Consider the following 12,814-nt stretch of genomic DNA (forward strand, 5'->3'; position numbering starts at 1 on the left):
ACAGTAAACAACTCCATGGAAGTAATCCTTGTCATCTTTCTGCTCCTCTTATTGGCTAGCCTAGTACTCTTGGGCACTGTGCTTGTCAAGTGGGTTTTACGAAAGAAAATCAGGGTAAGGGTATCTTTAACATTACTGGCGTTTGCCACCCTTGGGATAAGCATCAACCACTTCTTTTTTAAAAATATGCGGTTCATTCAGTCCGAAGTATATCCAAATCTGTATTTGGTAAAATATCCGGATAGAGACTATTCCATGGTAGAGCGAGCCATCCGAGAAAAAATAAAGGAGCATCTGAAAACCGAGCATAAAATCGGAAAAACACTTGCTTATACTAACGAAAATGGTATTCACTTTTATGAATACGGAGGTATGTCCCTTGGTTTTTTTGGAGATGCAGGTACGGGCTATTTTATTGACCACGAAGAAGATTTAGGGGGCTTTGTTACCGAAGAATTGGGCATGTACCAAAAGTATCGATTGGCAGAATTTTATTATGACCCATGCCCAAATGATTCTACGGTGTATTGTGGTGAGGTCAATTATTTCAATCAAGGGGAATTTAGTAAGGTCGATAGTCTAAAAAATTTGGCTTCGATACCTATTCATCCTAACAATAAAGCTTTAAAATGAAGTTGTTATTCATCTTTTTCATATTCTTATTACTGTCTTGCGGTCAGGGGAACAACCGTGTTGAAAAAGAGCAAAAAGCTAAAGATTCGGTGAATACCAACCTTGTGGAACCGTCAGAAAACTTAAACAAGGACGAATGGGAAGCTCCGGCCGTGGTTCAAGAAAAAAATCCATTGGAAATCAGCATCCTAAATCTGTATAAATCCATGGAAGATAAGGATGAGCAAGAGTTTCTACGGCAGTTTCCTAAAGATTTTAAACAATTCCAAAGCTATTTTGGCTGGGATACGCCAAATGATGCTCCCCATGAGCTATACGAACACAGTGTACATTATATTGAATACTTGTTTTACCTACTTCGCACCAACAAATACCCCGAATATGAAAACAACATCCTATCGATTTGCGAGAATGGCCAATGGGAAGAAGATGGGGTCAACTACTTTCAAAACCATGTACTGAACCACATTAAGGAAAACGAAAAGTACTATTTAATAGACGAACTGGATGATACCAGGGCTAAATCTGTACTATTCTTTCTCTTTGACGGGCCGCATCCAAAGTTTGATGATGATTTTGCATCCCATTTAAATACTCCAAAAAAACAGATTTTAGAAGATTTATTTGAAACAGGGTTTTTTGATGACAATGAAAATCCGGACCCCTTTCCAGATGACCAAACCAATAGCACCTACACCTTATCGGATTACATGGAAAACGAGCACTTTTTCATCAGGAATATCGACATCAACAACGATGGCGTACTTGATAAAATAGTAAGTGCCGGACCTTATCAAGGTGACGAACTGTTGCTCTTTACAAATGATGGGGAAGAATTTCACTTCACCTTAAAAACAACCAATTTTTCGGAAGATGGAGGCAACCAAATTGTTGATGTGGTCGTAGAACAGGACGGTTTTTTCATTAAAACAGCATTTCCTGATAGAGGGCTAAACGAGGCATACCATCACATAATCTTTAAAGACAATAGTTGGATACTGACCAATTCGGTCTACAGAACCCAAAATAGCAATCAAAAAGATGCTTTTATCTATGTATGCGATGTGGATCAAGGATTAAATATGGCCGACACCCATTTTTTTGAGAAACTAAAGAGGATGCCCAATGAAGTTGAAAGAGACACTATTTGCACAAAAGAAATGTTATAGATGCAAATTTTAAAACACCTATTGGCCTACCTGTTTTGGATCCTTTTGTCATTGTTCATTGGCATTGGATATATGCGTCTAGTTCTTGGTCCCAATGATGTATCAGAAGATGGGTTTTGGTATTTGCTGCATCTATTTTATGATATTGGAATGATTCAGGTTGGTCTGTGGGTTGGAGCTGCTATTGCAATTTGCTTCGTGTTGTTGGATGTCTTTTACCTACGAAAAAAACTGAAAAATAGTCCCAAAAAGTTGGTTATCCGTTTGGTGGCACTGCTGACCATTACGGTACTCGTTGTCATAGTTCATTATTTACTCGAAAAAGTCATTGACGTAATATAGAATAAGAAATGAAATACCGAATCTTTATACTGTTCCTTTCGTTCGTTTCCTGTAATCAAGGTGTTAAAGAGAAAAAAATACCTGAAACAAAAGTGCAGCAAATAGAACCAATTCAAGAGAAAATCGACACCATTCCAGCGGATAAAAAAACCACAAAATTCAGTAGTGCATTGCGGCCCAAGGAACCGGTAGTGTTGAATGAAATATATACCGATACGCTAGAATTTATTGACTACAACGACGATTATGACTATCGATATATTATTGGCCATAAAAATGGTATGGAGGTTTCCCTTTTCTACAACTGGGATTGGTTCGATAATGAAGTTTACAATTTTTTACAGGGGGATGTAATAGCCGTACAATGGAAAATGGAACGTATGGCCATATCGGGCGACCAAGAAACGGTAGGTATCGCAGAGATGGCGTTGGATGCAAAAAAAATAGCTTCAGGGCGTAAGCCCATTCAATTTTTAAAACGGGTAGACGTTTACGATGAATCCGCGCAGGCCAATGTTAATGGCATGGCGATCAACCATAGCTATCTCCACAATATCACGCCTCCAGAAAAGGCAGCCTTGGCCTATGTGGCCTATGACATTGGCAACGAATGTGAATGGGGCTACGACTCGGATGGAAACGGACGTGTCCTGTGGTGCCGTATAGTATCAGCATTGGATTTGGGCCACCAATGTTCCGACAAACAGCTCAACTTTTTACGAAAGTGGTTTGCCAAGGATACTGTCTCCCTAAAAAAACTGGAGAGTTGTCCCACGATGCCCAACACAGCCACCATTCAGACCACTTTTGATGAGATTCTGATACAGAAAAACGTAGCCGAGAAAACAATTACGGTGAGCTATAAGATTACGGGCATAAATATGCGCAAGTCAAAATCATGGCAATGGTCACAGACCGATGTTTTTGAATATGATTCCGAACACATTGTTTTGGTCGATTCCAAAAAATCGGATGTATCAGAAGATGACATCAATATGAATCCAGATGCAGTTGAAAATATTGACCCTCAAAACTTTGTTTTGGCCCTTAAAGACCACATACTGGACGAATGGAAGAAACAGGACAATTTTGATTCCCTTAAAATCACATTTACCAATAATGTTTTAAGCATTGAGGGCAATGAAGGCTTTACTTTAAGTAATTATGATTTTAACGAGATGGTCATCAACGGCACCGATGACCCACAGATTTTATACCTGACCATTGGTAATGAAGGAGGCGGTGCCGGTGGCAATGTAATGCTGGAAGAAACCTATTCTTTAACAGTTCTGGATGCTGAAAATTTTGAGATAGCGAGCGTAAAATCCTTATTGCTGGACTAAATAGTAAAGCTTTAAAAAGTAGCAAATGAAAATTCAATATCACATAGCCTTATTAGCACTTACCATCTCCTGTGGCCACGTCCCCAAAAAGGAAAAAGAACCGGAAATCGACACCCAAGGCGCCGTTGAAATCATTGAAACGGCTCTGGACACATTACCTAAAAGCGTGCCTTTGGATTTTGCCGAAGTAATTGCCAATATCCAAACTAAAAAATTGCCACATATCGAAGACACAAATTTTAACAGTTTTATCGATGAGGAAGATTATGATGAAGTAGATGCCGAAGCTTTGAAATTGGACCAAATCTATCCTGATTTCAATACCGAAGGGTACAACTACAGGGCCATCGGCAAGTACAAAGTTCCAGTATCCAACAACTTTCACACCTTGGTGACAACCGTTTTGAAAGGAGATCATGAAATGGAGACGATTATGATCAATTACGATACGGAGGGAAACATCATAGATCACAAACAAGTAGCTTTCGATGAAATAGCCGAAAGTATGTCAAGGACAGTCTCCCGCATAAGCGAAAACAAATTAGTAGTAAACAGAATCTTTTGGGGCAACATCAGAGAAGTGGAGAAAATTGAATATGAAATTAGGGGTGATGGGAGCATTAAAAAAACAGATGCCAAAAGATTGAACGATTCCTTTGAAAATTTCACACTGATCAATAGTGTTTTAATGGACCTGAAATTGGATTGGGTGCAAACAAAGACCGATTTGATCACTACCCTGGAACACCCTGACAATCCCAATGAAACCATTGTGGTCATCCCGGAAGTTGTGGATGAAGGCGAACAGTATTTTGACCTCAACAGCCACATTGTTATTGCGGACAACCGTTCTGGAAAAATAACGCACAACCACTTTGAAAGCTCCCAAACAAATAATTGGGTTTCCGATGCCATAGAACTAAATAAAATTCAAATAAACGCTACCCCATTCAAGATTGCCGAAAACAAAATGGCCTTCGGGTTAAGCGTTTCGTATTTTGGACATTCAAGAGTTAATCCGTACACCAATAAAACACTGTCCCTTTTTGTGAAATCAGGGGATAGTTTATTAAAAGTGCTCGCCGATTATCCCGTTGAAAGTAGTGGTGGCGAATGGAACGGCGATTGCGAGGGGGAATTTGTGGAGGAAAGGAAAACATTGGTGGAAAGTACAGAAAAGACCAACGGCTATTTCGATTTACGCATTACCAAAGAAATTACCTACTCAGAGAGTGCAAAGGATAAAAACGGGGATTGCGTCTCTACCGATAGGAGTGAAACAATAACAGCAATGCTGAAATTTAATGGTACAACCTATACCGAAACAGAAATTGATGCTGTCTTATTTTCCGAATTTCATCCCCAAAAATTAGAAGGCCTACAGCTAGGAAATTTTGATGTAAACCATGCCTTTGAATTGGACAATTTTAAATATGTGTCTGGAAATTACCAACCTGAAGATGGGCAAATCGCATCACCGGATACCGAAACGGATTGGGGCGATAGGCTTTTGATGTTGGATGAATCAAACAAAATAGTATACCAATCAAAAGGTATAGGTGACGCCTATCTATTTGAACCCCATTTTTATAAAAGTGATGCATCAAACAAAATCATCATTATTTGCCAAATGGCATTCGAATATCCATTTGGGGGCGAGGCTTTTATTCTCGAAAAAGGAACCATAAAACATCTTGGCACTCTCGACATTGAAGGAGATGGTGAAAAATATCTGACCGAAATCATAACAATAATAGAATGGAACGACAGTATTGAATTCACCTTTAAATCGGACAAGCTGGTTTTGGGACCTGGCTCAGAAAACGTGACCATAGCCAACGACAACGTGAGATATGTGTATAGAAACAATGAACTGATTCTAAAGACGAAGGGCAAATGACGGCTATTAAAACATATTTTTTATCAGTGTGCTTTTTAATTCATGGGCTCTGCGCACAAAAGAATCCAGCCCATCCAGAACTGGCAAGATCGGGAAAGGAAATGCAGGATTTGGTTCCTTATGGCTGGCGAGTCTTGTCGCAGGCTTCAGGAGACTTAAATGGGGACGGCCGTGAGGATTTGGTATTTGCCCTACAAAATACCCTAAAAGAAAACTATGAATACAATGATGGGCTTGGAGTTGATACGCTGGACCTTAATCCCAGAATGCTGGGCATCTACTTTGGCAAACGGAATGGAAAACTCAAAAAGGCACTGCAATCCAATACGTTTATCATAAATCGTGATGTACCAACCATGGACGAGCCTTTAGACGGTCTTCAAATCCTCCCCAATGGTGACCTTCAAATAGATTTTCGTTTTTGGTACAGTGCCGGAAGTTGGCACATGTCCAATGACACGTATAGGTTCAGGTTTCAAAACAAGGCTTTTGAATTGGTTGCATATGAGAAAAGTGAACGTCATCGGGGCACTGGTGATGAAATTGACCACAGTATCGATTTTGAAAATGGAATCCTAAAAATCATAACCACAATCATTGATGCCAACGAAGAGCGGCAATATGAGGAAGAATCCAAAAAGTTTGAGCTACGCCGATTAAAATCAATAAAAACATTAGGGAAGCCTTTTGAATGGGAATTTCAACAGCTTCGCATATAACCATTAGAAACCTTCAATCCATGAAAATAAGTATCATAATCATTTTTGCCATACTGGCCTTTATGGGCATTGTTGCCATAATCATTAACAACAAAATCATAGCCAGAAAAAATCAAGTTAAACAGGCCTACGGTAGCATAGAAATCTACCTTAAAAAGCGGTTTGACCTGATTCCGAACCTTATTGCCATGCTCAACAAATACTTGGCGCATGAAAAGGAAACCCTCTTAAAAATCACCGAGTTGCGCAGTAACATTGAAAAAGCCTCAGAAGCCAACGAAAAAATCAGGGCTTCAAACGAGCTGACCCATATTATGGGCGGTTTGAACATCAATATGGAAAACTATCCCGATTTGAAAGCCGATAAGCAATTTGCAAACATCGAATTTGAACTTTCTGATATAGAAAATCAAATTTCCGCAGCTCGGCGAGCATATAATGCAGCAGTGACATGCTATAACAATACCATACAAATGTTTCCAGCGAGTATAATTGCGCGAATTCGAAAAGATAGGGCCCAAATGCTGTTGGAAATCCCAAAATCGGACCAAAAAGAAATACGTATCAACCAATTGTTGAATTCTTAAACCCATCAATTATGCAAGTGTTTGAAAACTTGCCCTGGTACGGCTATGTGATATTCGCCATCGCCATTGTCTCCTACGCCTATCGCTATTTTAAAATCGGAAAAAAAGAATATGATGCACCAGATAAGGTCGATGCCAAATTCAAAAAATCTTTAGATAGTAAGCTGGTTAACGAGCAGTTATTTGCCATAGCCTTTTACACCCCCATTTCAGAATGGTGGAAAGCCAATACCAACACTTTATCATTCCTGACCGCCAAAGAAATAAAACCCTATTTGGAAGGCTGGGGAATCGATACTCAAGAAGGATATTGGGAATTGACCGAATATTTTATGAAAGATGGTCGACGTTGGTATTTTGATTTCATTTCCCAAATGGTCAAAAACGTGCCAAAGCAAAAATGGAATGACCTCATGGAGCAAAAATTTGGCAGCAATGAACGCGCATACCGTTACCTGAAGTTATTGGGAACCGGCGAAGCTTTGGATACCCTGAAACAAAAAGGAATCTTCACCTTCGATTCTGAATTGGAACTCGGTGTTGCGGGCTACGACGCTGCCATTTTAGTGGGGCAAGCAAGGAAAGCTTATACCGCAAACATCATTTCTGGGGAAGAAGCGTGGAAAGTCATCAATTTTGCAAAAAGATTGGCACTGGACCATTTTTCTTCTTGGGAAGATTTTGGTAAAAGTTTTGCACTAGGCTTCTCTTTGGATATGAAGGCTGATTACAATACCTACAAAGAGGAAGTGTACCATATCTACAAGCAGGTTCTGGAAAAATCCGATAGCCCCTGGAACACCATAACATGGCCACAGAATTAAGATAATGCAAGAGCGTATATCACTTGCTTATTCCGAAACCCGTGATGTGTTAAACACACTTTACAAAAAGAGAAAACTAACCCTATTTTTTCAAAAAATAATGTGGGGCATTACCGGTATCTACTTTATATTGATGCTGGTGATTTTAATGGTGCCCTATTTTCCGGAATACGAAAATGGTACATTAGCCATAATCAAGCAATATCAACCATCCCCAAGCAATCCCTACGGTACTGTATACCCTATAGCTGGACTTATATTGCTTCTTTACCCGACCACAGTAGTTTTTACCAGAGCTTTTCAGAAATTCAAGACAATAGAAAAAGAGACCATGGCCAAAATGGTAAAAATGCTCTTTCCAAATGTGGAATTCACACAAGGGGCCAATGCTCCTACCAAAGAAATTGTACAGAGCAAACTCTTCTCTTGGATAAAAAAAGAAGCCCCTATTTATAGTTATGGCCAGATAAGAAGCTCCGCAAATAACACACAAGTAAATATTGCAGATATTGGCATTATTGAGAACAACCTGTCAAACAAGTTTTTAAAAGCCATAATGCAGGTCCCTATACTGAACATGTTCGCGGTATTGTACCAAAATGTATTAAAAAACATTGCTACAAGTAAATTGGCAGATAATACCAATTATACCTACAGGGGTATGTTCTGTTGGTTAAATTTTAAAAAGACCTTAAATGGACACACCGTTGTATTGCCCAAAAACCAAAAGGTTAGATTTGACCGATGGGCCAGTTTAAATTTTAGGCAAGAACAAGAAATACATTTGGAAGATCCGAGATTTACCGAAAATTTTATCGTATATGGTACTGACCAAGTAGAAGCTAGATATATTTTATCTTCATCACTAATGGAAAGTGTCGTTGCCTTAAAGGAAAAATTTCATCGTCCCATATTCATGTCCTTTGAGAATAAACAGATGTATTTGGCCGTGAAAAATGAAAATGGATTGTTCTCTTTTTCATCTGGGAAGCTCTATAGTATAGCAATCGTGGAAGAATTGGCCCATGAAATTGAAATCGCCTTGCAAGTTTCAGAAACATTATAAGCATCCTATTTAGACAGATACACTTTTAAACCTGGTAGAAACAAAAATTCCGTTTTCTATCCTTTACTACCATAGAATGACGGTATTTGTGTGGGACTCCGATTTTACTTTTTAAGTCAATCCAATAAAAATTACCTTAATAAAACAAAAAATGCCTATTAATTGATTACCATCTTTTAGGTGGTCAACAAAATGTTAACGTTAGGGTGGTAGAACAGGGAATCCAATCTGTAACCTCCTAAAAACAAAAAGTTTAAATATTTTTCCTTAACAAGGACGTCCCAGGGGACATCTTCATGTGAAAATTGACTTTCACATAATAAGTATGGCGGATTCAAAGCAAACCCAACCAATTATGTATAAAAATCACCCATCATCACCTTCTTTACAAAAACAACCAAATCCTAATCATTACAGATGTAAAGATGGTTCTCACCGGTTTCCACGGTGTCAATATTTCCAAGTCCCAAGGTATTTACCGTACCACGGAATGTATTGGCCATCATGTTCTTTACACCAGTAGTGTTCATCAAGCGTTTGGCTTGGGCTTCAACGGCACTCATGATCTGCCGTTCAAAATAGGTGGTGAGACCGGGTAAAAAAGCCTGTACGGGACCGTTTATGGTAAAATGCCCCTTCAATTCGGTACCTGTGGCTTCAAAAGCAATGGAATTGTTGTGGACGATGGGCTTTAATTCAATGATAAGCTCCCGATTTCCCAACCAGTTGATATCAGGGGCGCGACTGTCCTCATATCGGTTTATACACCCTGGGCATTTTCCTTTTATCTCGCTACGATCCCCTTCAAAGGTAATCTTCAAATAAAACCTTCTGTTCTGTTCATCAAAGGTAGCAACAGCTTTGGTTGAGTTTACATCATTCATGAAGTATACCCAATCATGGGCAGGTTTTTTAACCTTGTAATCAGAGATTGACAGCCTTTGCGTTTGACCGTTAAAACGGATGTACGAATCTTCCCTGTCCAATTTTACGCTGAGGGTATGGGCAAGGACCTTGGTAAGGATGGTATTGACACTGGCAGCCGCTAGTGGCCTACAACCCTTCGTCTCCCTAATTTGTACCACTGCCGTTTGTGTATTGGCAGGAATTGCCCTTACCTCAGGGGTCTTCTTTACAGGCTTCTTAACCTTGGCGGTCGTAGCGGGTTTTTTGGGCACAAATTGGGCTTGACCCAAACATGGACCAAGGAGCAGCATTTGTACAAAGAATATTTTTAGAGTTTTCATAATAAGCCCCTGTCCCAAGAAAGGAATACCTATCAGGGGTGAATAGGGTTTTTAATGGTTAATGTATGGCGATGATCCCCTTTCTTGGGAACCGTACCTTGATGATATTATTTTGAGAATGCCATTAACACAGTGGTACCCTGCAGTTTTCCATTGGCATTGTAATATTCGTTCTTTACCATGCCCACACCTTCGGCCAGCCAAGTTTTTTGAATCCCTTTTTGATTGGCCACCATCATTTTAACCTGTGAGGTCTGTGTAATGGCCACGCACTTAAATGTACCTGCGGGGGTGGTTATGGTTTCCATGCCGATTACCTTTCTATCGGTTATCCGGGTCTCCATGTTCATTTTCATGCCCCCCATGTCCATGGTGATGTTCACCGAAGCATCTGCCAGGGTCTGCTCAGGTATTAGTGTATTGGGAATCTCCACATTGGTACCGGTAATCGTTGCTTCCCCGTTTTGAAACTGTTGCATCCTTGCAGAGTTCACCAACGATTTGAAATCCATGGTCACAATGGAACCATCACATCTCATATCGAATTCGTTTGTCATTATGACTTGCCCTTTTTTGTCAAACAGCTCTGAATTAATCGTTGCCGTTGTGGCCCCTCCAGTATGGGACACATTGTTCACGGTATACTTCATTTTGGCCTCTAACTTGCCCTTTCTGTCATAGGATTCAAATTCGGAGACAGTACCCTCACCAAAAGGGTAATACTTACTGCAATCGCCCTGCCCAAAAATGGTCAAAGCAAACAATAGCATTACTGTGGTAATCCAAGTTTTCATTTTTTCTGATTTTTTGATTTATACTATTTCAACCCTCTACCGGTCTATTTGGGCAAAACCAATAGTTCTACCCTACGATTTTTTTGCCGGTTTTCATCATTGTCATTAGGAGCTATGGGTTGGGTATCTCCAAGACCCTTTATTTCCCAACTAAAATGGTCCGCCGAAGCTTTCATCAAACTTTTCAATAGGGTACTAACGCTATTGGCCCGTTGTTCGGAAAGTTGCTTATTGGCTTGGGTACTGCCCACGTTGTCCGTGTGGCCCTCCACCACAATGGTTCCCTTGCCCATACCCTCTATCTGTGGAATCAGTTCCATAAGCAATGTTTCTGCTTCCGGTCTTAGGTCGTACTTCCCAAATTCAAACAATACCGAACTGTCCAGATTCAACCGAAGCGCACCTCCAATGGCTGCCACGGCATCCACATCTGCACCGGGAACCCCGCTTCTTGTTTCCAAATCGGTCAGGCGGACGTAGGTGAAGGTTTCTCCTGGTTTTACAAAGTCATGGATATCCACCATGGCCGTACCCCCTTCGATCTTGCCTACCTCTAGCCAATTATTTCCATCTTTGGACAGCTCCAGAACCGTAGGTTCTATGGCACCCGCTTCAAATACATAAAGGTCTGGGCCATTCACATCAGTAATGGCATTGTCCAAGAATTGCAGCGTAAGCACTCCTTTTAATCCAATGCTGCACATTTCCGGCTTGGCTTGATTGAGCCGGGCAAGTTCCACGGTCAAATCGGGTTCGTGTAGGGCCCCTTCTGGATATTGACCGCCATTTCCAGGGTCAAAATCAACCACCGCATCCGCAAAGGAACGCTTGCCCAAGGGCAGATATATTTGCTTGTTTCGGGTATCGGCATAGGTATTCCCGATTTCATCCGACGTCTCTGAGTACCATCCCGGATTAAGCTTATAAAAGGCTTCCCGAGCACTGGATGACTTTTTCAGGAACTTGTTCGCACTTCGCTTTTGCATTTCCTTGTTTTCTTTTATCAATGCCTTAAAGTTTGAAGATGTATTCGAATCTTCAAGAGCCATCTCCACCTCATTGCTATAAACAGGGTCTTTAAGTTTCTGGGCCTGCTTCTCATTGAGAATGCCCGATTGTTTTTCAATGTTTTTTAAGAGCTCTACTTCTTTAAGGTCAATGCCATAATGATTGGCCAATTGTTGTTCGGCCTCCTCCGGACTGGCATCCCTAAGATTTTGGTACAATCTTTTGTTCTCCACCCTTTTTTGTATGCTTCCACTGGAAACTTCTTTGAGGTCCTGCTCAAAAAAAGTGCCGGCAAACGGATGATCCGGCCTCCTTGATCCAGCGGCTGCTGAACTTGTAATCTTGGGAAGGATGCCATTTAGTGTATTGAAGTCTTGTGGCTCCATTTCGGAAACAGCCCCTAAAAATTTTGAAAAGTCTACATCCACCGTGTTTTCTTCAACAGCGATGGCTTGACTTAAATTGGGATGCTGTTCCAAAAGACTTTTTAAGGAGTCAATATCGGCTTGGACAAGCGTTTTTTTCTCAATGGAGATCGTTCCCATCATTTGGGAAAAGACCATGGCCGCACCTTCAATATCCACATCCCCTTTGAACATATCCTCTAGGTTCAAACCCGAAGGACTATCGACATCCTCTTCACTGTTGGCGATTTCGGTATCCGCTGCTCCTGTTTCCATTTCATCGGATTGTGTGCCCTTTTTGTTCTGTTCTTGATCTTTACATGAAAAATTAAAGACCGCCAAGACCATCGCTATGTAGATCCATCTTTCCATCACCGTATTATGCGTTTCATGTTTTTGCTGCAACCATCCGAGCTGTCATCCTTGTAAGTATCTCCCTGAATCGTAATGGTCACTTTTTTCCAGGTCTCAGCACCTGTGGTACTACGCCATTTTACCGATCCTGTGTAAGTTCCCGAACTTTGTTTCACCACTTGATACCCTATTTCGTCTTGGGAGAAGTTGTACTTTTTAAGTCCGCCCAATTGGGTGTATCGACCATAAATCTCGCCATTTTCCTCTTGGGTGAAGGTTACCTCGCGTCCATCGCATCCCTCCCAAGAACCAACAATGTCTGTGTTGATGTTGGAAATGACCGTTCCCACAGACTGGGTTTTGCAGCCGGACCAAAGGGTCACGCAAAAAACAAAAATCAATGTTGGCACAAAAGGTTTCATAA

The 12,814-nt window shown here is 40.7% G+C and carries 13 protein-coding genes; 9 read left to right on the forward strand and 4 right to left on the reverse strand.

Annotated features, from left to right (window positions below; genetic code table 11):
* Nucleotides 1-15: 15 nt before the first annotated feature.
* From ACP14V_RS10650 to ACP14V_RS10690, 9 genes are read left to right on the forward strand one after another with little or no spacing between them, the layout of a single operon-like run.
* A complete protein-coding gene (locus ACP14V_RS10650) occupies nt 16-633 on the forward strand; it encodes a hypothetical protein (RefSeq protein ID WP_272610518.1) in 618 nt (205 codons plus the stop codon).
* Nucleotides 630-1,802: a hypothetical protein gene (locus tag ACP14V_RS10655; RefSeq protein ID WP_272610519.1), complete on the forward strand. Its 1,173-nt coding sequence runs from the start codon at nt 630-632 to the stop codon at nt 1,800-1,802. Before ACP14V_RS10650 ends, ACP14V_RS10655 begins: the two co-directional genes overlap by 4 nt.
* A complete protein-coding gene (locus tag ACP14V_RS10660; RefSeq protein WP_272610520.1) occupies nt 1,803-2,144 on the forward strand; it encodes a hypothetical protein in 342 nt (113 codons plus the stop codon).
* Nucleotides 2,145-2,152: 8 nt separating this feature from the next.
* Nucleotides 2,153-3,487 carry a hypothetical protein gene (locus ACP14V_RS10665; protein WP_272610521.1) on the forward strand — a complete coding sequence of 445 codons (1,335 nt, stop codon included), beginning with the start codon at nt 2,153-2,155 and terminating at the stop codon, nt 3,485-3,487.
* Nucleotides 3,488-3,512: 25 nt separating this feature from the next.
* Nucleotides 3,513-5,387: a hypothetical protein gene (locus ACP14V_RS10670; RefSeq protein ID WP_272610522.1), complete on the forward strand. Its 1,875-nt coding sequence runs from the start codon at nt 3,513-3,515 to the stop codon at nt 5,385-5,387.
* Nucleotides 5,388-5,413: 26 nt separating this feature from the next.
* The gene (locus tag ACP14V_RS10675) at nt 5,414-6,106 is read left to right on the forward strand and encodes a hypothetical protein (RefSeq protein WP_272610523.1); all 693 of its coding nucleotides are present in this window, start codon (nt 5,414-5,416) and stop codon (nt 6,104-6,106) included.
* 20 nt (nt 6,107-6,126) lie between these two features.
* Nucleotides 6,127-6,693 (forward strand): LemA family protein, encoded by a 567-nt coding sequence (locus ACP14V_RS10680; RefSeq protein WP_272610524.1) that lies wholly within the window; start codon nt 6,127-6,129, stop codon nt 6,691-6,693.
* A gap of 11 nt (nt 6,694-6,704) precedes the next feature.
* The gene (locus ACP14V_RS10685; protein WP_272610525.1) at nt 6,705-7,517 is read left to right on the forward strand and encodes a DUF1266 domain-containing protein; all 813 of its coding nucleotides are present in this window, start codon (nt 6,705-6,707) and stop codon (nt 7,515-7,517) included.
* A gap of 4 nt (nt 7,518-7,521) precedes the next feature.
* The gene (locus ACP14V_RS10690; protein ID WP_272610526.1) at nt 7,522-8,583 is read left to right on the forward strand and encodes a DUF3137 domain-containing protein; all 1,062 of its coding nucleotides are present in this window, start codon (nt 7,522-7,524) and stop codon (nt 8,581-8,583) included.
* Between the two features lie 404 nt (nt 8,584-8,987).
* On the opposite strand, the gene ACP14V_RS10695 is transcribed toward ACP14V_RS10690, so the two are convergent.
* The 4 genes from ACP14V_RS10695 to ACP14V_RS10710 all read right to left on the reverse strand — a co-directional run bounded on the left by ACP14V_RS10695 (nt 8,988) and on the right by ACP14V_RS10710 (nt 12,812).
* Nucleotides 8,988-9,830: a hypothetical protein gene (locus ACP14V_RS10695; protein WP_272610527.1), complete on the reverse strand. Its 843-nt coding sequence runs from the start codon at nt 9,828-9,830 to the stop codon at nt 8,988-8,990.
* Nucleotides 9,831-9,937: 107 nt separating this feature from the next.
* Nucleotides 9,938-10,624, reverse strand: a complete 687-nt coding sequence (locus ACP14V_RS10700) for a hypothetical protein (protein ID WP_272610528.1) — start codon at nt 10,622-10,624, stop codon at nt 9,938-9,940.
* A gap of 44 nt (nt 10,625-10,668) precedes the next feature.
* The gene (locus ACP14V_RS10705; protein WP_272610529.1) at nt 10,669-12,408 is read right to left on the reverse strand and encodes an OmpA family protein; all 1,740 of its coding nucleotides are present in this window, start codon (nt 12,406-12,408) and stop codon (nt 10,669-10,671) included.
* On the reverse strand, nt 12,408-12,812 hold the full coding sequence (locus tag ACP14V_RS10710) for a hypothetical protein (RefSeq protein WP_272610530.1): 405 nt from the start codon (nt 12,810-12,812) through the stop codon (nt 12,408-12,410). The genes ACP14V_RS10705 and ACP14V_RS10710 overlap by 1 nt, the downstream gene beginning before the upstream one ends.
* Nucleotides 12,813-12,814 lie beyond the last annotated feature (2 nt).

The sequence above is a fragment of the Flagellimonas alvinocaridis genome (assembly GCF_965248585.1).
Taxonomy (GTDB): Bacteria; Bacteroidota; Bacteroidia; order Flavobacteriales; family Flavobacteriaceae; genus Flagellimonas; species Flagellimonas alvinocaridis.

Bases quoted from the DNA above. Each gene is read 5' to 3' on its own strand.
- ACP14V_RS10650 (WP_272610518.1), top strand. From the start codon at position 16: ATGGAAGTAATCCTTGTCATCTTTCTGCTCCTCTTATTGGCTAGCCTA.
- ACP14V_RS10655 (WP_272610519.1), top strand. From the start codon at position 630: ATGAAGTTGTTATTCATCTTTTTCATATTCTTATTACTGTCTTGCGGT.
- ACP14V_RS10660 (WP_272610520.1), top strand. From the start codon at position 1,803: ATGCAAATTTTAAAACACCTATTGGCCTACCTGTTTTGGATCCTTTTG.
- ACP14V_RS10665 (WP_272610521.1), top strand. From the start codon at position 2,153: ATGAAATACCGAATCTTTATACTGTTCCTTTCGTTCGTTTCCTGTAAT.
- ACP14V_RS10670 (WP_272610522.1), top strand. From the start codon at position 3,513: ATGAAAATTCAATATCACATAGCCTTATTAGCACTTACCATCTCCTGT.
- ACP14V_RS10680 (WP_272610524.1), top strand. From the start codon at position 6,127: ATGAAAATAAGTATCATAATCATTTTTGCCATACTGGCCTTTATGGGC.
- ACP14V_RS10685 (WP_272610525.1), top strand. From the start codon at position 6,705: ATGCAAGTGTTTGAAAACTTGCCCTGGTACGGCTATGTGATATTCGCC.
- ACP14V_RS10690 (WP_272610526.1), top strand. From the start codon at position 7,522: ATGCAAGAGCGTATATCACTTGCTTATTCCGAAACCCGTGATGTGTTA.
- ACP14V_RS10695 (WP_272610527.1), bottom strand. From the start codon at position 9,830: ATGAAAACTCTAAAAATATTCTTTGTACAAATGCTGCTCCTTGGTCCA.
- ACP14V_RS10700 (WP_272610528.1), bottom strand. From the start codon at position 10,624: ATGAAAACTTGGATTACCACAGTAATGCTATTGTTTGCTTTGACCATT.
- ACP14V_RS10705 (WP_272610529.1), bottom strand. From the start codon at position 12,408: ATGGAAAGATGGATCTACATAGCGATGGTCTTGGCGGTCTTTAATTTT.
- ACP14V_RS10710 (WP_272610530.1), bottom strand. From the start codon at position 12,812: ATGAAACCTTTTGTGCCAACATTGATTTTTGTTTTTTGCGTGACCCTT.